General features: G+C 73.7%; 14 protein-coding genes. 12 read left to right on the forward strand and 2 right to left on the reverse strand.

Going from position 1 to position 22,140, the window contains the following annotated elements; genetic code table 11:
* Nucleotides 1-47: 47 nt before the first annotated feature.
* Nucleotides 48-743 (reverse strand): CAP domain-containing protein, encoded by a 696-nt coding sequence (locus F6W97_RS40815; RefSeq protein ID WP_230686839.1) that lies wholly within the window; start codon nucleotides 741-743, stop codon nucleotides 48-50.
* A gap of 237 nt (nucleotides 744-980) precedes the next feature.
* Here F6W97_RS40815 and F6W97_RS20620 point away from each other — a divergent pair, with 237 nt between their 5' ends.
* From F6W97_RS20620 to F6W97_RS20650, 7 genes are all read left to right on the forward strand, one after another.
* The gene (locus F6W97_RS20620; protein ID WP_155372087.1) at nucleotides 981-1,175 is read left to right on the forward strand and encodes a hypothetical protein; all 195 of its coding nucleotides are present in this window, start codon (nucleotides 981-983) and stop codon (nucleotides 1,173-1,175) included.
* Between the two features lie 308 nt (nucleotides 1,176-1,483).
* On the forward strand, nucleotides 1,484-5,023 hold the full coding sequence (gene smc, locus F6W97_RS20625; protein WP_155372088.1) for a chromosome segregation protein SMC: 3,540 nt from the start codon (nucleotides 1,484-1,486) through the stop codon (nucleotides 5,021-5,023).
* A complete protein-coding gene (locus F6W97_RS20630; protein ID WP_155372089.1) occupies nucleotides 5,020-5,619 on the forward strand; it encodes an HAD family hydrolase in 600 nt (199 codons plus the stop codon). Before smc ends, F6W97_RS20630 begins: the two co-directional genes overlap by 4 nt.
* A 376-nt stretch (nucleotides 5,620-5,995) precedes the next feature.
* The gene (locus F6W97_RS20635; RefSeq protein WP_230686840.1) at nucleotides 5,996-6,682 is read left to right on the forward strand and encodes an ABC transporter ATP-binding protein; all 687 of its coding nucleotides are present in this window, start codon (nucleotides 5,996-5,998) and stop codon (nucleotides 6,680-6,682) included.
* A gap of 83 nt (nucleotides 6,683-6,765) precedes the next feature.
* The gene (locus F6W97_RS20640; protein ID WP_155372090.1) at nucleotides 6,766-9,768 is read left to right on the forward strand and encodes a hypothetical protein; all 3,003 of its coding nucleotides are present in this window, start codon (nucleotides 6,766-6,768) and stop codon (nucleotides 9,766-9,768) included.
* The gene (locus tag F6W97_RS20645) at nucleotides 9,765-12,734 is read left to right on the forward strand and encodes an FtsX-like permease family protein (protein ID WP_155372091.1); all 2,970 of its coding nucleotides are present in this window, start codon (nucleotides 9,765-9,767) and stop codon (nucleotides 12,732-12,734) included. The genes F6W97_RS20640 and F6W97_RS20645 overlap by 4 nt, the downstream gene beginning before the upstream one ends.
* An 11-nt stretch (nucleotides 12,735-12,745) precedes the next feature.
* Entirely contained in the window at nucleotides 12,746-13,609 is an 864-nt protein-coding gene (locus tag F6W97_RS20650) for an ABC transporter ATP-binding protein (protein WP_155372997.1), read from the forward strand.
* Between the two features lie 226 nt (nucleotides 13,610-13,835).
* Here the strand turns inward: F6W97_RS20650 and F6W97_RS20655 are convergent, their stop codons facing one another.
* A complete protein-coding gene (locus F6W97_RS20655) occupies nucleotides 13,836-15,422 on the reverse strand; it encodes an alkaline phosphatase D family protein (RefSeq protein WP_230686841.1) in 1,587 nt (528 codons plus the stop codon).
* 111 nt (nucleotides 15,423-15,533) lie between these two features.
* Here F6W97_RS20655 and ftsY point away from each other — a divergent pair, with 111 nt between their 5' ends.
* From ftsY to F6W97_RS20680, 5 genes are all read left to right on the forward strand, one after another.
* The gene (gene ftsY, locus F6W97_RS20660) at nucleotides 15,534-16,781 is read left to right on the forward strand and encodes a signal recognition particle-docking protein FtsY (protein ID WP_155372092.1); all 1,248 of its coding nucleotides are present in this window, start codon (nucleotides 15,534-15,536) and stop codon (nucleotides 16,779-16,781) included.
* 33 nt (nucleotides 16,782-16,814) lie between these two features.
* Entirely contained in the window at nucleotides 16,815-17,621 is an 807-nt protein-coding gene (locus F6W97_RS20665) for an aminoglycoside phosphotransferase family protein (RefSeq protein ID WP_155372093.1), read from the forward strand.
* Nucleotides 17,622-17,950: 329 nt separating this feature from the next.
* Complete coding sequence (locus F6W97_RS20670; RefSeq protein WP_230686961.1) at nucleotides 17,951-19,279, forward strand: ammonium transporter; 1,329 nt, start codon at nucleotides 17,951-17,953, stop codon at nucleotides 19,277-19,279.
* 24 nt (nucleotides 19,280-19,303) lie between these two features.
* Nucleotides 19,304-19,642 (forward strand): P-II family nitrogen regulator, encoded by a 339-nt coding sequence (locus F6W97_RS20675; protein WP_166386781.1) that lies wholly within the window; start codon nucleotides 19,304-19,306, stop codon nucleotides 19,640-19,642.
* Between the two features lie 33 nt (nucleotides 19,643-19,675).
* The gene (locus F6W97_RS20680) at nucleotides 19,676-21,952 is read left to right on the forward strand and encodes a [protein-PII] uridylyltransferase (RefSeq protein WP_155372095.1); all 2,277 of its coding nucleotides are present in this window, start codon (nucleotides 19,676-19,678) and stop codon (nucleotides 21,950-21,952) included.
* Nucleotides 21,953-22,140: the final 188 nt, after the last annotated feature.

Below are 22,140 nucleotides of genomic sequence, written 5' to 3' on the forward strand. Positions count from 1 at the left end.
GACTGCCCGGAGGTGACTGTCGGCTAGCCGACCGACCCGTGCCGGAACTACTCGCGGCCGAACTCCTGGGTCCAGTACGCCGTGCGGCCCTGGTAGGCCAGTCCGACGCCGCTCGCCCGCGCGGCGCAGTTCATGATGTTGCTGCGGTGACCGGTGCTGCCCATCCAGGCGTCGACGACGGCGTTCGCGGTCGAGTAGCCGTAGGCGATGTTCTCGCCGGCCGCGTGCCGGCGCGGGTAGCCGGCGTCCTCCAACCGGTCGACGAAGCTGCTGCCGTTGCGCCCGGTGTGGCTGAAGTAGTCGTTGCGGGCCATATCGGCGCTGTGCCGCCGGGCCGCGGCGCCCATGCGCGGGTCGCTGCGCAGACGGCGGCAGCCGGCCCGCTCACGCTCGCGGTTGATCAGGGTGGCGACCTGGCCCTCCAGCACCGTGATCCGGTCACTTTCGGGGCTGGTGCGCCCTGTGGTGGCGGCGGTCCGCGGCGCCGCGGGTCGGGACGCCGTTGGGGTGATCCGCGATGACGCAGTGTCACCGGAAAGGGAGACCGGGCTGTCACCCGTACCGGTGACATAGGCGGCGCCGGCAGCGGGCGGATCGCCGGGCGCGGCGGAGGTGGCGGCCGGACGGTTCAGGGCTAGCACGCCCCCGAGCAGGACGGCGACCAGCGCACCCGAGCCGGCGAGCGCGGGCAGCCACTGCAGGGACGCACGATGCCGGCCGGGATAACGGCCACGAAGTGCCACGGTCTGACGCTAGCAAGTCGCGGCGGTTTGTCGGCTCCCGACACCTTCCGTGACATGTGGCGCAGAGCAACTTGACGTCACGGGTCTATCGGCGGAGTATGGATACGTCGCCAGTCGCGCCCGACCGCGCTCGCCAGCCATATCCGGAGAAACATTCCGGGTGGCACGGGCCGGGAGCCGCGAATAACTGGGCGCGCGTTTGGCCGGCGAACCGGCAGCGCTTCACAAGGAGACGATATGGCGAAGGCCCTCTATGGCCACGTCACCGCTGCGCCTGATCGGCGTATGCTCGACGAGGTCACCCGGTTGCGTGCCACGGTGCGGGCACTGGAGTTCGAGGTAACCCGGTTGCGTGCGGAGAATGATCGGCTGGCGGCTGCGGCTGCCGAGGCCGATGAGTTCTTCCGGATCGCCGAACCGGCTCTCACCTGAACGATTCCCGCGTCAGCGGGACCGTGGTCGACCCCTTGATTGCGGGTCGCCACAGTGCACCAGTCCTTATGCGCGCCTCCACTCCTGTGGTGGCGCGCTTTTTCATGCCCCACCGTTCCCGCCCGTCTCGTGAGCCTTTTTCGCGCCCGGGACGGTTTAACCGTCGGGCAGGGTAGGGCATACGACTGCGGCGGCAACGGCGGCGCGTCCGGAGGCCGATCTCCTCGCCGGGTACCCTGCAGCTTTGACCAGATAGCATGTGCCACCCGCCGACCGGCGGGATCGCTGATGATCATTTTCGGAGCGCCGTGCACCTCAAGAGCCTGACGGTGAAGGGCTTCAAGTCCTTCGCCTCCGCGACCACGCTTCGGCTGGAGCCGGGCATCACCTGCGTGGTGGGCCCCAACGGCTCCGGCAAGTCCAACGTGGTGGACGCGATCTCCTGGGTGCTCGGCGAGCAGGGCGCGAAGGCGCTGCGCGGCGGCAAGATGGAGGACGTGATCTTCGCCGGCACGTCCGGCCGGCAGCCGCTGGGGCGCGCCGAGGTCACCCTCACCATCGACAACGCCGACGGCGCGCTGCCGATCGACTACACCGAGGTCTCGATCACCCGCCGGATGTTCCGCTCCGGCGAGAGCGAGTACGAGATCAACGGTGACGCCTGCCGCCTGATGGACATCCAGGAGCTGCTGTCCGACTCCGGCATCGGCCGGGAGATGCACGTCATCGTCGGCCAGGGCCAGCTCGACGCGGTGCTGCACGCCAAGCCCGAGGACCGGCGCGCGTTCATCGAGGAGGCCGCGGGCGTCCTCAAGCACCGCAAGCGCAAGGAGAAGGCGCTGCGCAAGCTGGACGCGATGCAGGCCAACCTGAACCGCGTCACCGACCTCACCGACGAGCTGCGCCGCCAGCTCAAGCCGCTGGGCCGGCAGGCCGAGGTGGCCCGCCGCGCCGCGACCATCCAGTCCGACCTGCGCGACGCCCGGCTGCGGCTGCTCGCCGACGACCTGTACACGCTGCGCACGACCCTGGACAAGGAGGTCGCCGACGAGGCGGCCCTGCGCACCAAGCGCGAGCTGGTCGAGGAGGAGTACGAGCAGGTCCAGCTGCGGCTGTCGGCGCTGGAGACGGCGCACGCCGCCGACGCGCCCGCGCTGACCCAGGCCCAGGACGTCTGGTACCAGCTCTCCGCGCTGCAGGAGCGCTTCCGCTCCACCGCCCAGCTGGCCGCCGAGCGGCACCGCCACCTGGCCGCGCCGACCGAGGAGGAGCGGTCCGGCCGCGACCCGGAGCGGCTGGAAGCCGAGGCCGAGGCGGTCCGCGAGCAGGAGGAGGCGCTGCGCGAGGCGCTCACCGACGACCAGGTGCGCCTGGCCGAGGCCGTCGAACGCCGCCAGGAGCTGGAGCGCCAGCTCGCCGGGGCGGAGCGGGCGCTGGTCGTCGCCGTGAAGGCGATCGCGGACCGGCGCGAGGGCATGGCCAAGCTGTCCGGCCAGGTCAACGCCGCGCGTACGCGTACCGCGACAGCCTCCGAGGAGATCGAGCGCCTGTCCACGGCGTACGGCGACGCCGCGATGCGCGCCGAGGCAGCCCAGGAGCAGGTCGACGCGGTCGCCGAGCAGACCTCCGACGCCGACCGCGACAACGCCGACCTGGACACCGCCCACGCCCTCGCGGTCGCCGCGTACGACGAGGCCAACGCGGCGGTCAAGCGGGCGTCCGACGCCGAACGCGCCGCCGAGAAGGAGGCCACCGGCTGGAAGGCCCGCGAGGAGGCGCTCGCGCTCGGCCTCAACCGCAAGGACGGGGCCGGCGCGCTACTGGCCCGCGGCGGCGAGGTGCCCGGCCTGCTGGGCAGCGTCGCGTCGCTGCTGGCCGTCGAGCCCGGCTGCGAGGCGGCGCTGGCCGCGGCGCTGGGCGCGCTGGCCGACGCGGTCGCGGTGTCCGGCGTCGACGAGGCGGCCGAGGCGATGCGGCTGCTCAAGATCCAGGACGCGGGCCGGGCGGCGCTGCTGATCGGCACGCCCACCCCGCAGTCCCGCCCCGACGTGGCCCTGCCGCCCGGCGCTCGCTGGGTGCTGGACGTGGTGCGCTGCGCCGACACCATCCGCCCCGCGATCACGGTCGCGCTGCGTGACGTGGTCCTGGTCACCGACCTGCGGGCCGCGTCGGCGCTGGTCGCGGCACACCCGGCGCTGCGCGCGGTGACCGCCGAGGGCGACCTGGTCGGCGCGTTCTCCGGAGCCGGCGGCTCGGCGAAGGCCCCCAGCTACATCGAGGTCCAGGCGGCCGTCGACGAGGCCCGCGCCAAACGCGCCGCGGCCGAGGAGTCGATCGCCGTGCTGCGCGAGGAGATCGCCGAGGCCCGCGAAGTCGCGACCGAACGCAAGCGCGACGTGGACTCCGCCGCCGCGGCCAAGCGCGCCGCCGAGGGCGAGCGCAACGCCGCCGCCCGTCGCCTGGCCGAGGTCGGCGCCGCGGCCCGCTCGGCCCAGGCCGAGGCGCAGCGCCTGGCCGCCTCCCGGGACAAGGCCGTCGCCGCCCGCGAGCAGGATCTGGAGCACCTGACCGAGCTCGAAGAGCGGCTGATGGCCGCCGAGGCGGTGCCGGTCGACGAGGACCCGTCCACCGCCGAGCGCGACCAGCTCGCGGCGCTGGTGCCGCAGGCCCGCCAGAACGAGGTCGAGGTCCGCCTCGCGGTGCGCACCGCCGAGGAGCGCGTCTCGCAGATCGCGGGCCGCGCCGACTCGCTGCTGCGCCAGGCCGCCGCCGAGCGTGCCGCCCGGGAGCGGGCCGCCGCCCGCCGGGCCGCCCGCGAGCGCGGGGCGGCCGTCGCCAAGGCCGTCGAATCCGGCACCCGGGAGGTGCTGACCAGGCTGAACGTGGCGCTGGAGGAGGCCGCCGAGCGCCGGGACACGATCGCCGAGGCGCGTACGGCCCGCGAGGCCGAACTGGCCCAGGTGCGCAACGGAGCCAAGCGGCTCGGCGACGACCTGAACCGGCTCACCTCCGAGGTGCACCGCGACGAGGTCGCCCGCGCCGAGCAGCGCATGCGCATCGAGCAGCTGGAGACCCGCGCCGCCGAGGAGTTCTCGCTGGACGTGGAGACCCTGCTCGGCGAGTACGGCCCCGACGTGCCGGTGCCGGTGGTCCTGCTCGGTTCCACCGACTTCGCCGACCCGGAGCCCTACGACCGGGCCATCCAGGAGAAGCGCGCCGCCAAGGCCGAGCGCGACCTGGCCCTGCTCGGCAAGGTCAACCCGCTGGCCCTGGAGGAGTTCGCGGCGCTGGAGGAGCGCTACAAGTTCCTCTCCGACCAGCTCGAAGACCTCAAGGCGACGCGCAAGGACCTGCTCACCGTGGTCAAGGACGTCGACGACCGCATCCTGGAGGTGTTCGCGACCGCGTTCGAGGACACCGCCCGCGAGTTCCAGGTGGTCTTCCCGATCCTGTTCCCGGGTGGCGAGGGCCGCCTGGTGCTGACCGACCCGGACAACATGCTCACCACCGGCGTCGAGGTCGAGGCACGCCCGCCGGGCAAGAAGATCAAGCGGCTGTCGCTGCTGTCGGGTGGCGAGCGCTCGCTGACCGCGGTGGCGATGCTGTGCGCGATCTTCCGCGCCCGCCCCAGCCCCTTCTACATCATGGACGAGGTGGAGGCGGCGCTCGACGACGTCAACCTCGGCCGACTGATCACCCTGTTCCAGGAGCTGCGCTCGCGCAGCCAGCTGATCATCATCACGCACCAGAAGCGCACCATGGAGGTCGCCGACGCCCTGTACGGCGTGACCATGCGCAACGGTGTCACCGAGGTGATCAGCCAGCGGCTGAAGGGCGAGTCCGAATGAGGCGCAGGCCGGCCGAGGCCCTGCTGATCGACTTCGACGGGGTGCTGCGCCACTTCGACTCCTCGGTGTACGGCGACTTCGAGTCCCGGCACGGCGTCGCGCCCGCGAAGCTGCTGGAGTCCGGGCTGGAGTGGGCCCGCCAGATTCCGGCGATCACCGGTCACTGGACCCGGCAGCAGTGGCTGGACGAGATCGCCGCGCACACCGGCGCGTCCGCCGCAGCGCTGACCGAGTGGGACGCCTACCGGGGGTACGTCGACGAGACAGTGCTGGCGTTCGTACGCGAGGTGCGCGCCTCCGGCCGCAAGGTGGGCCTGGGCACCAACGCCACCGACGACCTGCACGACGACCTGGCGCTGTTCGGCCTCAAGGACGACTTCGACGCGATCGTCTCCTCGGCGGAGCTGGGCGTGCACAAGCCGTCGAAGGAGTTCTTCAAGGCCGCCTGCCTGGCCCTGGATACCCCCGCCGACCGCTGCCTGTTCATCGACGACGTCGACCGCAACATCCGCGGCGCCCGCGTCGCGGGCCTGTCCGCCCTCCGCTGGACCAGCCCCGCCGACCTCACCTACGCCCGCGCCGCCCTCGGCCTCTGACCCTCCCGCCGCCCTCCCGCCGCCCGCCGGCCCGCCCTCCCGCCGCCCGCCGGCGGCCCCCCCGTCGGCCGCAACTCTTAAAGACTTGCGGCCTTTCGGCTGCCCGTTGACCGCAACTTTTTAAGAGTTGCGGCGAGGGCGGGCGGGGCGCGTGGCGCGGGGCGCGCGGCGCGGGGCGCGCGGGGCGGGGCGCGCGGGGCGGGGCGGGGTGTCCGGCGGGTGGGCGGGGGTGTGAAAGTTTCTCTCGGGATGTGGAATCGGTAAGGGGCGGTGACAACCGGATCTCCGGGCTGCGCGTGACTACTACCGGACCTTGACGATCTCCAGGGCCGCCTCGCGTGCAGAGAGCGGTTTCCGGCGGGGAGCGCGGGGGTGCATGACCCGAATCGGCGAGGGGAGCGCGGCGATGTCGTCGTCGCTGGAAGTGGACCGCGTGACGGTGGAGTACACCGCCGGAGCGCCGGTGCTGCGTGACGTGTCCGTGACGGCCATGGCCGGACGCATGCTCGCGGTGACCGGCCCGTCGGGAGCGGGCAAGACGACGCTGCTGCGGGCCATGGCGGGGGTGCTGCGCCCGGTCAGCGGTGCGGTGGCGGTGGACGGCCTGGCGCTGCGCGACCGTGACGACGCCGTGTCGCGCCGGGTGGTGCTGATCCCGCAGGACAACGGCCTCGCCACCATCCTCACCGCGGGCGAGAACGTGCAGGTCGTGCTCGTGGCCAACGGGTTCACCCCGGAGGACGCCCGCCGCGCGACGGCCGAGTCGCTGGAGCACGTCGGCCTGTCCGCGCAGGCCGGGCAGCTGGTCGAGGAGCTTTCCGGCGGCCAGCAGCAGCGTACGGCGATCGCCCGCGGCCTGGCCCTGTCCGGCGCGGTGCTGCTGGCCGACGAGGTCACCAGCGAGCTCGACGCCGCCAACCGGGCGAAGGTGCTCGACCTGCTGCGCGCCGAGGCGAACCGGGGCGCCTGCGTCGTGCTGGCCACCCACGATCTGGAGGCCGCGGCGGCCTGCGACGCCGAACTTCACCTGCTCGACGGCGCTGCCGAGCTGGTCCGGGCCTGACGGCCACCCGAGCCCACCTTTCGCCGACCGTGGAAGCGCTCCCCGCGCCGTTCCGGCAGCCGGACCCCCCGAAGAGGTAACACATGCTCCGCTTGGTGCTCGGCGTGCTGGGCAGCCGCCGCAGCCAGGTAGTGACCCTGGCCGTGCTGGCTGTGCTGGCGGTCGCCGCCGGGACCGCGGCGCCGCTCTACGCTTCCGCCGCCGACCGCGCCGTGGTCGCCGCGGAGTTGCGCGCCGCCACCCCGGCCGAGCGCGCCATCACCTTCACCGCCGAGATCGCCGCGGCCAGCGGGTACACCTCGCAGCTCGACAGCCTGCGCGGCCAGGTCGCCGAGCGCACCGACGGCAGCGGGCTGACCGAGGTCGTCGCGGTGCACGCCGACGGGCGGGTGCCCGGGGTGTCGCCGGTCGACGCGCCGCTGTCGATGCGGGCCGACGTGTGCGAGCACCTGGTGCTCACCGCCGGGACCTGCCCGGCCGCCGCGGGCGAGGTGGCGATCAGCGAACCCACCGCGCAGCGGCTCGGCCTGAGCACCGGCGGCGAGTTCGTCTACGAGGCCCACCGGGCTCCGGAGAAGGTGACGCTGCGTGTGGTCGCCGTGTACGACCCGACGGGCCCGCTGTCCACGGGCGACCCGTACTGGGCCGGGCGGGCCGACTTCACGCCGCGGCCGCAGCGGGCGGGCAACCCGCTGTTCGTGGCCGCGCCGACGGTGGCGGCCCTGAACGCGAGCACGCTGGTCGCGACCGTGGACATGATCGCCGGGGACGAGACCTTCACGGCCGGAAACCTCGACGGGCTGACCGAGGTGGTCAAGCCCGGCCTGGGACTGGTCGGCGTACGGATCGACAACGGGCTGCCGCGGCTGCTGCAGCGCATCGAGGACACCCGCGAGGTGCTGAGCCTCGCCGCGCCGCTCGGCGCGGTGCAGCTGCTCGTCGTGTGCTGGTTCGTGCTGCTGATGGCGATCGGCTACACGGCGTCGGAGCGGCGCAGCGAGCTGGCGCTGGGCCTGCTGCGCGGGGTGCCGCCCCGGCACCGGGCGCTGCTGGCGCTGGGCCCGACCGCGCTCGTGCTGCTGGTCGCCGCGCCGTTCGGGGTGCTGCTGGGCTGGCTGCTGGTGCGCCTGCTGACCTGGGCGACGTTCGCGCGGGCACAGGACGTCGTGCTCGACCGCGGAGCGCTGCTGGCGGCCGGCGGCACGCTGCTCGTCGTCATGATCAGCGCGGCGATCGCCGAACGCCGGGTGTTCTCCGGCTCGCTCATGGAAGGGCTGCGGCAGGTGCCGACCCGGCGACGGCGACGGGTCGGGCTGGTCGAGCTGGCGGTGGCGGTGGTCGCGCTAGCCGCGATCGGGCAGTCGTACGCCTCCGACAGCCAGGAGGGCGGGCTGCCGCTGCTCGCGCCGCTGCTGCTGGCGATCGTGGTCGGGCTGCTCACCGCCCGGGTGGTGCGCTCCGCGGCGACCCGGTTCGGCGCGTCCCGCCTGCACCGCGGCAAGCTCGCGCACGGGCTCGCCGCGCTCCAGGTGGCCCGCCGTCCGGGCGCGGACCGCCTGGTCGCGCTGACCGTCGTGGCGGTGGCGCTGGTCGGGTACACGGTGAGCGCCTGGGACGTGGCCGCGGGCGCGGCGCAGGAACGGGCCGAGCTGGCGCTGGGCGCGCCGCGGGCGCTGACCGTGTACGCGCAGTCGCGTACCGCGCTGCTGACGGCGGTCGCCAAGGCCGACCCGGCGGGGGCCTGGGCGATGGCGGTGACCCGCCAGGACGACCCGGACATGACGCTGCTGGGGGTGGACAGCACGCGGCTGGCCGCCGTCGCGCTGTGGCCCGACGACGCGACCGTGTCCGCGGCCGACACGGCACGGCTCCTGCGCGCCCCCGCGGGCGACCCGGTGATCGTGGCCGGTGCCGCCCTGGAGTTCGAGGTGAGCACCACCGCGGACTTCGGCGGCCCCATGCGGCTTACCGCCGCCCTGGTCGGGCCGGACGGGGCGCCGGTCACCGGCGTGGTCGAGATCGTGCGGTCGGCAGAACACGCGCTGTACCGGCTGGATCTGCCGGCGTGTGCGGTAGCCCCCGGATGCCGGCTGTTCTGGCTGAGCTTCCCCTCCTCGCCCGACGGTTTCGGGCTGCACCGCCTGCGCCAGCTCGGCCCGGACCGCACCCTGCTGGAAGGCCGGGCCATCGGCGCGGCGTCGCGGTGGCGGCCAGAGCTGGGCGCCGAGCGCGAGGTCACGGTGCTCAGCTCCGACGACGCGGTGGGCCTGCGCTACGTGCCCAGCGACCCGCGCCAGATCAGCACCGACATCAGGCTGTACGTCTCCGACGCGCCCGTGCCGCTGCCGGTGGTCGCGGCCGGGCCGCCGTGGCTGGCGCACACCGGCGAGCTGTCCGAGATCGAGCCACTGCAGGCGCTGCCGCGGCCGGTGGACCTGCGCTGGTTGTCGCCGGTGCTGCCGGGTGCGGGCGACGCCGGGGCGCTGTTCGACCTGCAGACCGCCGACCGGCTCAGCGGCAGCCGGGACAACGCGATCCAGTTGCAGGTGTGGCTCAACGAGAACGCCCCCGCCGACGCCGTGGCCCGGCTGCGCGCGGCGGGCCTGGTGCCGGTACGCGACGAGGTCGTGGCCGAGCGCGTCGACCGCTACCGCGAGCAGGGGGCCGGGCTGGCGCTGCGGCTGCACCTGGCCGCGGCGGTGCTCAGCGTGCTGCTGGTGGCGCTGGCCGTGCTCGTGCTCGCGGCGACGGACCGCCGTAACCGGTCGGCCGAGCTGGCTGCCCTGCGTACGCAGGGACTGCCCGCCGGTGCGGCCGCCCGTGCGGGCCGCCTGGGCAACCTCGCCATGATCGCGATCGCCGCGCCGGTGGGCGCGCTGACCGCCGCCGTGGCCTGGGCCGTCAGCGGCCCGGCCCGGCAGATGCTCACCGCCAGCGGAGGACTCGCACCGCCGGCACCGGGCTTGGCGGTGGTCGGAGCAGCGGTCGTCGCGGCCACCGCGGTGCTGCTGGCAGCGGCGCTGACGGCCGGACGCTCGCTGGCGCGGGCCACCGGCCGCCCCGGCAACCAGGAGGGACAGCGATGACGGCGCTGCTGTGGGCGATGGTGCGGGCCCGGCGCGGGCTGGCCGTCATCACCCTGCTGCTGACGGCACTGGCTGCGGCCGCCGCCGCGGCGGGACCGCTCTACCAGGACGCGGCCGCGGTGTCGCTGCGCGGCGTTGAGGTCGCCGCGGCGACCGTCGGCGAACGGGTGGTCACCGCGCAGACTGCGGACGACCCGCGCGGGAGCGGAGAGCAGCCGCTGCGCCCGTACGTGCCGGGCATGCTCACCCTGAGCGGTACCTCGGCGCAGGTCGTCGTCACCGGCGAGCAGGGCGAGGTGGGTGAGCAGGGCATGTTCCTGGCCACCCGGACCGGGATCTGCGAGCACCTGACGATCGTCCAGGGGCGCTGCGCCACCGGCGAGCGCGAGGTCGTGCTGCGGGTGGACGCCGGTCGTGAACTCAACGCGCCGCCCGGCCGGGACCTGGAGTTCCGTGCGCCGCCGACCGGTTCGCGCGACGAGGAGGAGCCACCTCCGGTGCGTCTGACCGTCGTCGGCTACTACTCGCCGGTCCGGCTCGACGACCCGTACTGGGGCGATCGCGAGATCCTCACCGGCCTGAACCAGCCCGCCGCGTTCGCCACCGAGCGCACCGTGGCGGCCGTCGGCGGCAGCCGGATGCGCATGGTGGACCTCCTGGTCACGCCCGCGGCGTTCGAGGACCTGGACCGGCTGCGTGACGACCTGGGCGACGCCGAGGCGGAACTGGACGCCGGCGGCTTCGGCACCGACAGCGAGCTGAGCAAGCTCATCGGCCGGATCGGCGCCGGCGAGGCGCAGCTCGCGTCGAGCCTGCTGCTGGCGGCCGTGCCGCTGGTGATGCTGTGCTGGCTGGTCCTGTTCATCGCGGTGGCCGGCGGAGTCGAGCAGCGGCGCGGCGAGCTGGGCCTGACCGCGCTGCGCGGCGTGCCCGCCCGCACCCGGTGGTGGCTGGCCACCGCCGAGACGTCCGTCCCGGTGCTGGTCGCGGTGATCCCCGGCTACCTGCTCGGGTACGCGGCGACCGCGCTGCTGGCGGCCGTCGCGCTACCGGGCTCACCGCCGGTGTACCTGAACCCGGCGTCGGCGCTGTACACCGCCATAGCCGTGCTCGGCGCGCTGCTGGCCGGGCTGCTCGCGCAGGTGCGGGCGCTCACCACGCCGGTGCTGGGCCTGCTGCGCCGGGCCCGGGTACGCCGCCGCGGCGGCCTCGTCGGCGGCGTCGAGGCGATGGTCGGCGCGCTCGCGCTGGTCGCCGGCTACCAGGTCGCGGCGGGCGGGGACGCCGGCTCGGGCGGCATCGGGCTGCTCGCGCCGCTGTGCATCGCGCTGGGCCTCGGTCTGGTCGCCGCTCGCGCGATCGGTGTGCCGGCGGAGCGGCTGGGCCGCCGGGCGCTGCGCCGCGGACGGCTGCGGACCGGCCTGGCGGCGCTGACGCTGGCCCGGGGCGGCGGCACGCACTGGGTCGTGGTGCTGCTGACCGTCGTGTTCGGCCTGCTGGGCTTCGCGCTGTCGGCCCGCGACGTGGCAGCCCAGGCCTGGCACGAACGGGCCGAGGTGCAGGTCGGCGCGGCCCGGGTGCTGCGGGTCGAGTCGCTGCCCGCGGCCAGCCTGCTGCACGCGGTGCGCACCGCTGACCCGGACGGCCGGTACGCGATGGCGGCCATGCGGGTGAACGTGAACACCGAGACGAAGCTGCTGGCCGTGGACAGCTCCCGGTTCGCGGCGGTGGCGCTGTGGCCGGACGCGTACGGCGCCACAACACCGGCCGAGGTGGCCCGGCAACTGCGGCCCACCGAGGTCACCCCGCTGGCGCTGACCGCGGCCGAGGTCGAGATCACCGTCACCCTGGACCGGATCGAGCCGGGCGCCAACGCGGGTCTCACCCTGCGCCTGGTGGGCGTCGGGGGCGCCCAGTCGACGGTCCGGGTGGACAAGCTGCGAGCCGGCACGCACGCGTACCGGGTCGCCACACCCGCCTGCGCGGCCGGTCCGTGCCAGGTCCGGCAGCTGTCGGTGGACCTGTTCACCCAGAAGCGCTACCTGATCGACCTGACCATCGGCGACCTGCGCGACGGCACCGGCAAGACCGTGCTGGCCGCTGCCGACCTCGCCGGACATCACTGGCGGCTGCCGCAGACCAGCGCCGCCCGCCCGGTGCCGCAGATGGGCCCCGCCCCCGGTGGCCTGCGGGTATGGGTGGACAGCGTGCTCACGCCCGACATGCGCGCCGCCGCCGACCCGGCACCCGATCCGCTGCCCCTGGTCGCTGCCGGCGACCTGCCGCCCGAGCTGCTCGGGGCGGGCGGCACGGTGCGGGTCCCGATCACGCGGGCGGGCACCCTGCCGCTGGTGCCCCGGCACGGGGCGCAGGGCGCGCTGGTCGATTTGCAGTACGCCGACCTGCGGGTCGGTGGCGAATCGGACGCCCAGGAGGCCGAGGTGTGGCTGTCCGCCGACGCGCCCGCCGACCTGGTCTTTCGACTGGAGGCCAACGGGCTGAAGGTGCTCGGCGAGCGCGACGCGGCCGGGCAGCTGCACCTCTACGAGGAGCAGGCCCCCGCGCTGGCGATGCTGTTCCTGGCCGCGGCCGCGCTCGTCGGCGTGCTCTTCGCCGCGGGCGGCCTGCTGGTCACCGCGGTGCTCGAACGCGGCCGCGGCGACGGCGGGCTGGCCGTCCTGCGCGGGCAGGGCGTGAGCGAACGGGTGCTGCGCGGTGCGGACCTGGGCGGCCGGTTCGCCCTGGTGCTCGCGGGCACCGTGATCGGCCTGCTGGCCGCGGTGCTGTCGTGGGCGCTGGCCCGCGGCGTGCTGCCGGTGTTCGGCGACGGAGGCACCGCCGTGCCGCCGCCCGACCTGCCCGGTCCGCTGGTCACCGCCCCGATCGCGGCGGCCCTGCTGGTGCTGTTGACAACCTGCCTGCTGGCCACGAGGGTGGCGCGCGGGAGCGAGGGAGTGACGTCGTGAAGAACTCCAGCCTGACCGGCCTGGCCGTGGTGTGCCGCCGGGTGGTGCACATCTACCGCGCCGAGGGCGGCGACGTGGTCGCGCTGGCCGGTGTCGACCTGGACATCGCGCCGGGGGAGCGGGTGGCCCTGGTCGGGCCGTCCGGCTCCGGCAAGTCGACGCTGATCGCCCTGCTGGCCGGGCTGATGCGGCCCAGCGCCGGGCGGGTGCAGATCGGCCTGGTCGACATCGGGCGGATCAGCGAGGCCGAACTGGCCCGGCTGCGCGGCACCGACCTCGGCGTGGTGCTGCAGGGCGCCCGGCGCAACCTGCTGCCGTACGCCACCGTGCTCAGCAACGTATGGCTGGCGCAGCGGCGCGCGGCGCACGTGCGCCCGGCCGACCTGGAGCCGCCGGAGCGCATCCTGTCGCTGCTGGGGCTGACCGGGCTCGGCCACCGCAAGGTGCAGGACCTGCCGCCCGGCGCGGCGCAGCGGGCCGCGATCGCGGTCGGGATGGCCGCCTCGCCGGGGCTGCTGCTGGTCGACGAGCCGACGAGCCAGCTCGACCGGACCGCCCGCGACGAGGTGCTGGCGGCGCTGGAGGCGGTCAACACCGAGCGCGGCACCACCATCGTCGCCGTCACGCACGACCCGGATGTGGGCGCACGGCTGGGCCGGGCGGTGACCATCCGCGACGGCCGGGTCGGCTCCGAGGGCCGCGACGGCCGCGAGTTCGCGGTCATCGCCGGGGACGGCACCGTGCAGCTGCCGCCGGACGTGCTGGACGTGCTGCCGCCGGGCACGCTGCTGTCCGTCGAGCACGCCAACGGCAAGGTCACCCTGGTCACCGACGACCACTCGGTGACCGTCCCGGTCGACTCCGAGCGCGTCTGATCCTGGGCCGGGCCCTGTGGCCGGGCCACGCCCGCCGTCCCGACCCGCCCGGGTTATGCCACTGCCGCCCACCAGCCCGTCTGTTGATCGACGTTGGCCTATCACATCGAGTTCGACTCGAAATAATCGATGTAATAGGCCAGCGTCAATGGAAAACGGGGTGGGCGCGCCCGGGGCCAGTCGGGCGGGTGTCGTCATTCCGACACGGGGCCGGCTGGCGGGGCGGTCAGGCGGTGAGGTCGTAGCGGAGGACGGGGGACAGGCCGGTGCCGTCGGCGGTGCCCTCGATGACGACCGAGGCGGCGCGGCCGCGGTGGGTCAGCGTGGCCATGGCGCTGCCGAAGTACGGCCGGTCGTAGGCCTTCCAGCGCACGCCGGGACGGGGCACCCCGAACAGGCGGGCGACCAGCGCCGCCGGGCCGGACAGCGCTCGCCACCAGCCCACCCGTAGCAGCGTGCGCATGACGCCCTGGATGCTCTGGTGCAGCGGCGAGCAGGTGATCTGGTGCACGGTCGCGGTCGCGCCGGGAATGGCGGCACGGGCGACGTACGAGTGGTGCACGTCGCCGCCGAGCACGCTGACCGTGGCCGGTCCCCGCACCGCGGCGATCAGGGCGGTCAGCTCGTCGAAGGAGTGCCCGACCGCGGCCCAGTGCTCCAGGTCGTACTTCTGGCGCAGGCGCTCCATGCCGGGCCGTTTCGCGGCCAGCACCTCGATCACGGCCTCGCCGTGGTGGATCGTGGGCGCCAGCAGCCAGGGCAGCGAGCAGGCCAGCACGAGGTGGTCGCAGTCGGCGCGGGCCTGCTCGGCGAGGTCGTCCCAGTGCTCCTGGGGCCACATCCGGCGCTCCGGCCCGTCGATCACCCGGTTGCCGCGGCAGTCGAGCATGACCAGCCGGGTCCGGCCGACGTCGACGGTGTACCCCCAGGGGTAGGGGTCCGGTCCGGCGGGCGTGGCGACCCGCTCGGCGAACTCGGTCAGCACCGCGGTGGCGTCCTCGCCGGCCCGGATGCGCCCCCACACCGGATCGCGGCCGAGCTGGTCCGGGGTCAGGTTGCCGAGGTGCTGGAACAGCCAGTAGGAGGCGATCCCGGTGGTGCTGCGCTCGTCCCACCAGGGCTCGCGGCGGACCTCGGCGAGCCAGGCGGCCGAGGAGTTCCAGTCGTCCATGATCTCGTGGTCGTCGAAGATCATCACGCTGGGCACGGTGGACAGCAGCCAGCGGACCGGCATCTCGGTCCACGACTCGTGGTAGAGGTGCACGTACTCGGCGAAGGTGACGACGTGTCCCTCCGGCGCCGACTCCGGGCGAGTCTGCCCCGTCAGCCAGCTGCGGGTGGGCGCGGACAGCCCGTCGGCGTAGATCTGGTCGCCGATCAGCGCCAGCAGGTCGGGCAGGTGCGCCTGCCCGGTCCGGGCCTGTGCCAGCAGCCGGTGCCCGAGCGCCTCCAGGGCGTCCGGATCGTGCCCGGCCTCGGCGTGCGTCTGGGCGCTGGCCTCCCGGCAGGAGCCGAAAGCGATCACCGCGTCGGCCGCTTCCGGATCGCGGATGGTGATCAAGGAATCGGGGTATCCCGGCAGCGGCCACACGGCCGCGCCGTCGAGTTCGACGGCGTACGCACTCGCACCGACCGGCAGCCCGGCCAGCACCACCAGCCCCACGTGCACCCCGAACGCCTCAAAAGTGTCCGACGTCACGTCGGCCCCACCGGCTCGCACGCGCACCTGCGCCGGTTGGTCGGTCTGTACCCAGATGACCGCCTGGTCACCGTCGACGCGGCGCAGGAGGGGGCCGAGGAGGAGGTTCGCCACGCGGACATCCTCCGTGATCGGGGCGGTGGGGACCAGGGCCGGGGCTGTCGTATCGGCGCGCGCGGCCTCCGGTGTCAGCCGGACGCCCTCAGGTTTGAGAGGATGCCGAGCATGAAAGACGCGCTCGTCCCCGTACTCGTGGTCATCGGCCTGCTGCTGCTGGCCGGGCTGACGCTGTTCCTGGTCCGCCGGCCGCGCCGCGGCACGCTGCCGGAGGCGCCCGCGGGCGAGCAGCGTCCGGGGATCGAGCGCGGGGAGCAGATCCCGCCCAGCGTGATCACGGCCCCGGCGCCGGAGAAGCCGACGCCCGAGAAGGCCGCGCCGGGTAAGCCGGCCGTCGTGCCCGCACCGGCCCCGCCCGCGCCCGCGGAGACGGCCCCGCCGGTCGAGGTCGCGCCGCCGAAGCCGGCCGCGCCGGAGATCGAGACGCCCGAGCCGACCGCGGGCCGCCTGGTGCGCCTGCGCGCCCGGCTGTCGCGGTCGCAGAACGTCTTCGGCAAGGGCCTGCTCGGCCTGCTCTCCCGCGACCACCTGGACGACGACGCGTGGGACGAGGTCGAGGAGAGCCTGATCAGCGCGGACGTGGGCGTGCAGGCGACCACCGAGATCGTGGCGAAGCTGCGCGAGCGCACCCGCGTGCTGGGCACCCGCAACACCGCCGAGCTGCGTACGCTGCTGACCGAGGAGCTGACCGAGGCCCTCGACCCGAAGATGGACCGCTCGCTGCACACCGGCGTCGTCGACGGAAAGCCCTCGGTGATCCTGGTCGTCGGCGTGAACGGCGCGGGCAAGACCACCAGCTGCGGCAAGATCGCCCGGGTGCTGGTGGCCGACGGTCACACCGTGGTGCTGGGCGCGGCCGACACCTTCCGCGCGGCCGCGGCCGACCAGCTGGCCACCTGGGCCAGCCGGGTCGGCGCGCAGGTCGTCCGGGGTCCGGAGGGCGGCGACCCGGCCGCGGTCGCGTTCGACGCGGTCAAGAAGGGCATCGACGCGGGCGTAGACACCGTGCTCATCGACACCGCGGGCCGGCTGCAGAACAAGGTCGGCCTGATGGACGAGCTGGGCAAGATCAAGCGCGTGGTGGAGAAGCACGGCCCGGTCTCGGAGACCCTGCTGGTGCTCGACGCGACCGCAGGACAGAATGGGTTGAGCCAGGCTCGGGTCTTCACCGAGGTCGCCGACGTCACCGGCGTGGTGCTCACTAAATTGGACGGCACGGCGAAGGGCGGTATCGTGATCGCGGTGCAGCGTGCTCTCGGCATTCCGGTGAAGCTGGTCGGCCTCGGCGAGGGTCCCGACGATCTGGCGCCCTTCGACCCCGCTCAGTTCGTCTCCGCCCTGCTGGGCGACGAGTGACGAGCCGACGAGCGACGAGCAGCTGACGAGTCCATGGTGACAGCCCCTTTCCAGGATCCCACCGAGATCCCGCTGCGTGGCGGAAACGTCAGCACGGTGGTGCGGGTCGGCGAGACGGTCCGGCGCAACGCCGGTCCGTGGACGCCGACCGTGCATGCCCTGCTGCGCCATCTCGAGTACGCCGGGTTCACCGGTTCCCCCCGCGCCCTCGGCATGGACGAGCAGAACCGCGAGGTCCTGTCCTACCTGCCGGGCGAGTGCGGGGAGTACCCGCTGGCCCCGCACTGGGTCACCGACGAGGCGCTGGTCACCGTCGCCACCATGCTGCGCATGTTCCACGACGCGCAGGCGGGTTTCCGCACGCCGCCGGGCGGAGTGTGGCGCTCGTTCGGGCCGCCCCCGCCGGACGCGGAGATCATCTGCCACCACGACGCCGCCCCGCACAACGTCATCTGGCGGCCGGACGGCACCCTCGCGATGATCGACTTCGACCTGGCGTCGCCCGGTTCGCGCATCTACGACGTCGCCTACGCCGCCTGGACCTGGGTGCCGATCTTCAGCGACCGGGACTCGATCACGCTCGGCTGGCACCGGCCCGACCGGCCGCGCCGACTGCGCCTGTTCGCCGACGCGTACGGGCTGATCCCGCGCGACCGGCACCGGCTCGTGCGGACCATCCGCAAGCGCATCGTGGACCACGTCGAGGGCATCCGCCGCCTCGCCACTGCGGGGGAGCCGGCGTTCGTACGGATCGTGCAGAAGGGCCACCTTCGTCGGCCGCTTCGCGACCTTCGGCTGATTGACTACGAGCGGTACACGCTGGAGCACGCGCTGCGCTGAAACGCGCCATGAATGGTCTCCTCACGTGTGAACATTTCTTCACACGTACGAAACAGATCGTGACGTGCCGGAAACCGAGCAGCGTCACTGCGCGAAACAGGGGTTGGCGATGCTGCCCCCCAACCAGCACCGATGGCACTGCGGCGATCGGGCGGGGATGACACGACGAGCGGCCTGCCGACACGGCGACGCCACGACGGTCGACCTCGGGGCTGGCTGGGAGGAACCCACTCACTTAGGAGGGCAGCGTGCTGCTCGTCGAAGATCCACCGACGATCGACACCGGTAACACAGCGTGGCTGCTGGTGTCGTCCGCTCTGGTGCTGCTCATGACTCCGGGTCTGGCGCTGTTCTACGGCGGCCTGAACCGTGCCAAGGGCGTCCTCAACATGATGATCATGAGCTTCGCCTCGATCGGGCTCGTCTCCATCATCTGGGTCGTCTACGGCTTCACGGCCGCGTTCGGCACGAACGAAAACGCGGACCTGAACGCGTACATCGGTAACTTCTCCACCTACCTGGGGATGCCGATCGACAAGACGGGCGAGATCTGGTTCCTGGCCGGCGCGTCGACGGGTATCCCGACCTACGTGTTCGCCATCTTCCAGATGATGTTCGCCGTCATCACGGTCGCCCTGATCAGCGGCGCGATCTCCGACCGGGCGAAGTTCGCCGGCTGGCTGGTCTTCGCCTTCGGCTGGGTCACCCTGGTCTACATCCCGGTCGCGCACTGGGTCTGGGGCGGCGGCTTCATCGGCGCCAAGATCTTCGCGCTCGACTTCGCGGGTGGCACCGCGGTCCACATCAACGCGGGTGCCGCGGCACTCGGTGTGGCCCTGGTGCTCGGCAAGCGCATCGGCTGGCCGAAGGACAAGTTCAAGCCGCACAACGTGCCGTTCGTCGCCCTGGGCGCCGGTCTGCTGTGGTTCGGCTGGTTCGGGTTCAACGCGGGCTCGGAGCTCACCGTCGACGCCATCACGGGTGTCGCGTTCCTGAACACCCAGGTGGCCACGGCCGCCGGTCTGCTCGGCTGGATCATCGTCGAGTGGTTCCGTGACGGCAAGCCGACCCTGGTCGGCGCGTCCTCCGGCGCGGTCGCCGGTCTGGTCGCGATCACCCCGGCCTGTGGCTTCATCCCGACCCTGCCCGCGGTGCTGCTCGGCCTGGTGGCCGGCGCGGTCTGCGCGCTGGCGGTCAGCCTGAAGTACAAGTTCGGCTACGACGACTCGCTCGACGTGGTCGGCGTGCACTTCGTCGGCGGCTGGATCGGCTCGCTGTTCATCGGTCTGTTCGCCAGCACCGAGCTGAACTCCTTCATCACCACCCTGGGCGGCCAGGACGGCCTGTTCTACGGTGGCGGGGTCACCCAGCTCGGCCGGCAGGCGCTGGCCAGCGGCATCGTGACGGTCTTCTCGTTCGTGGTCGCGGCACTGCTCGCGTTCGTCATCGACAAGACCATCGGCTTCCGGGTCAAGCCCGAGGCCGAGGTCGAGGGCATCGACGTGGCCGAGCACGCGGAGAGCGCGTACGAGCTCTCCTCCTCGGCGGGCGGTGGCAGCGCCGCCGGCGCGTTCGCCCTGGCCGGTATCGGCACGCCGAAGGCTCCCAAGGCCGATGTGGACGAGACGGCACCGGCCACCGAAAAGGTGTCCGGCTAAGGTTCCCAGATGGAGGGGTTGAGCATGAAGCTGGTTACCGCCGTCATCAAGCCGTACCAGTTGGACGCGGTGAAGGAGGCTCTGCACGCCATGGGCGTCGCCGGGCTGACCGTCAGCGAGGTCCAGGGTTACGGCCGGCAGAAGGGCCACACCGAGGTGTACCGGGGTGCCGAGTACACGGTGGAGTTCCTGCCGAAGATCCGGATCGAGGTCGTCACGGACGAGCTGGACGTGGAGAAGGTCGTCGACTCCATCGTCACCGCCGCCCGGACCGGCAAGATCGGGGACGGAAAGGTCTGGGTCACCGAGGTTTCCGAGGTGGTCCGGGTCCGCACCGGCGAGCGCGGGCTCGACGCGCTCTGACGCAGTAGTCGCAACAACCTGAAAGAGGACCACATGGGCCCGGGGAACGTCGTAGCTTCCGCATCGGACAGCGCGGCGGGCCCCGGGCCCGACTACGCTCGGCTCGCCCTGCGCGAGCAGTCCTCCATCGGCCCGGCCGCGCGCCTGGCCCGAGCCGACGCGCTCGACGCCTGGCTGCGGCGGCTGATGCCCGACGGCGTCACCGGGGTCGCCCTGGTGGCCGTCGGCGGGCTGGGCCGCCGCGAGTGCACCCCGCACGGCGACCTGGACCTGATCCTGGTGCACGCCGGGGTGCCGCGGGTCGACGAGCTGGCCGCGTCGCTGTGGTATCCGATCTGGGACGCCCGGATGGGCCTGGACCACTCCACCCGCACCGTCGCCGAGTCGCTCGACGCGGCGCACGACGACGTCAAGGTGGCCCTCGGGCTGCTCGACGCCCGCCACATCGCCGGTGATCCGGCACTGTCCGCCCAGCTCAGCCGCGCCGCCGTGGACCAGTGGCGGCGCACCGCGCGCCGCCAGCTGCTGCGGCTGCGGGAACTGGTCGAGGAGCGCCACGCGGCACACGGCGAGCTGGCATACCTGCTCGAAGGCGACGTGAAGGAGGCCGCCGGCGGCCTGCGCGACGTCGGCGTGCTGCGCGGCATCGGCGTCGCCGGGGTGGCCGACGCGCTGCCGCCCCAGGTGCGCGCCGCCGCCACCCGCCTGCTCGATGTGCGCGACGCGCTGCACGTCAGCATCGGCCGGCGCAACGACCGGCTGCGGGCACAGGAGCGCCTCCAGGTGGCGGAGCTGCTCGGGCTGGCCGACGGCGACACGCTGCTGCGCCGGATCGGGCTCGACGCCCGCGCCGTGTCCTGGTCGCTGACCGACGCGTGGCGCTCAGTGCAGCGCTGGCACGCCGCCGGCATCCGCAACGGCGACCCGCGCGCCCGCGAGGCGGTGTCCGTACGCCGCCCGATCGCCCGTGACGTGGTCGCCGCGGACGGCGAGATCGTGCTGGCCCGCGCCGCCGTCGGCCCGCACCCCGACCCGTCGCTGTCGTTGCGCGTGGCGGCCGCCGCGGCCCAGCACCAGATGCCCATCGCCCGCGCCACGCTGGAATGGCTGGCCCGCTTCTGCCCGCCGCTGCCGACCCCGTGGCCGGCCTCGGCCCGTACCGCCCTGCTGACCCTGCTCGGCGCCGGCACCGGCCTGGTGACGGCCTGGGAGGCCTGCGACCGGTTCGGTCTCACCTCGGCCTGGCTGCCACAGTGGACCCGGCTGCGGGGCACCCCGCAGCACCACCCGGTACACCGCTTCACCCTCGACCGGCACCTGGTGCAGGCCGCCGCGAACGCCGCCACCTGGTCGCGCGAGGTGGCCCGGCCGGACCTGCTGGTGCTCGGCGCGCTGCTGCACGACGTCGGCAAGGGCCTGCCCGGCGACCACAGCGAGGTCGGCGCGGAGCTGGCCCGCGAGATCGCCACCGCGATCGGCCTGCCGTCCGCGGACGTGGACACCATCGCCACGCTGGTGCGATACCACCTGGTGCTGCCCGACACCGCGACCCGGCGCGACCTCGACGACCCGGCGACCATCAATTACGTCGCCAAGCTCGTCGGGGACACCGGCACCCTCGAACTGCTGCAGATGCTCGCGCGCGCCGACGCCCAGGCCACCGGTCCGGCCGCCTGGTCGGCGTGGAAGTCCAAGCTCATCGACGACCTGTGCCTACGGGTACACAAGGTGCTCGGCGGCGGCCAGCTGCCCGAACCCACCCCGCCGGACCCGGCGCTGCTGGCCGGGCCGCTGCCGGTGGTGCAGGTCGCCGACGACTGGGTGGCGCTGGCCGCGCACGACCGGGTCGGCCTGCTCGCCGCGGTCGCCGGCTGCCTGGCCACGCACAAGCTGGAGATCGTCGCCGCGGGCACGTCCACCATGGGCGAGCGGGCCATCATCGAATGCGCCGTCAACAACCGGTACGGCGCCCCGCCCGACCGGGAGCTGCTCGCGGCGGACCTGCGCCGGGTCGGGCTGGACCAGTTGCCGCTGCCGCGCCGCCTGGGCAGCGCGGGCAGTCGCAAGCCGGCCGCCGGGGCCGAGCCGCGGGTGATCTGGGGCGAGGCCACCGGGGCGACGCTGCTGGAACTGCGCGCCACGGACTCACCCGGCCTGCTCTTCCGGGTCACCTCGGCGCTGGCCGAACTCGGCGTCGACGTCCGCACCGCCCGGGTCTCCACCCTCGGCGCCGACGTCGTCGACGCCTTCTACCTGGTCGGAGACGTCGACCGCGACGCCGTCGAAGCCGCCGTCCTCGTCGCCGCCTGACCAACCGCCACCCCCGTCCCGCCCGTGTCCCGCCCGGCGCGAATCCGGTCGAGCCGGGCCGGGTTCGCGCGTCAAGATCGCTGTTTCCGGTCACGATCTGCGGTTGGACCACAGGTTTTGACCGGAAACGGCGATCTTGGAGGTCCGATCGCGCTGACGGCGACGGCGCGGCGGGGCGGCGCGCGGCC

The organism is Catellatospora vulcania (genome assembly GCF_009720385.1).
Taxonomy (GTDB): Bacteria; Actinomycetota; Actinomycetes; order Mycobacteriales; family Micromonosporaceae; genus Catellatospora; species Catellatospora vulcania.

Excerpts from the sequence above, each read along its gene's own strand:
- F6W97_RS20620 (WP_155372087.1), top strand. The coding sequence starts at position 981 with ATGGCGAAGGCCCTCTATGGCCACGTCACCGCTGCGCCTGATCGGCGT.
- F6W97_RS20630 (WP_155372089.1), top strand. The coding sequence starts at position 5,020 with ATGAGGCGCAGGCCGGCCGAGGCCCTGCTGATCGACTTCGACGGGGTG.
- F6W97_RS20635 (WP_230686840.1), top strand. The coding sequence starts at position 5,996 with ATGACCCGAATCGGCGAGGGGAGCGCGGCGATGTCGTCGTCGCTGGAA.
- F6W97_RS20640 (WP_155372090.1), top strand. The coding sequence starts at position 6,766 with ATGCTCCGCTTGGTGCTCGGCGTGCTGGGCAGCCGCCGCAGCCAGGTA.
- F6W97_RS20645 (WP_155372091.1), top strand. The coding sequence starts at position 9,765 with ATGACGGCGCTGCTGTGGGCGATGGTGCGGGCCCGGCGCGGGCTGGCC.
- ftsY (WP_155372092.1), top strand. The coding sequence starts at position 15,534 with ATGAAAGACGCGCTCGTCCCCGTACTCGTGGTCATCGGCCTGCTGCTG.
- F6W97_RS20665 (WP_155372093.1), top strand. The coding sequence starts at position 16,815 with ATGGTGACAGCCCCTTTCCAGGATCCCACCGAGATCCCGCTGCGTGGC.
- F6W97_RS20670 (WP_230686961.1), top strand. The coding sequence starts at position 17,951 with ATGACTCCGGGTCTGGCGCTGTTCTACGGCGGCCTGAACCGTGCCAAG.
- F6W97_RS20675 (WP_166386781.1), top strand. The coding sequence starts at position 19,304 with ATGAAGCTGGTTACCGCCGTCATCAAGCCGTACCAGTTGGACGCGGTG.
- F6W97_RS20680 (WP_155372095.1), top strand. The coding sequence starts at position 19,676 with ATGGGCCCGGGGAACGTCGTAGCTTCCGCATCGGACAGCGCGGCGGGC.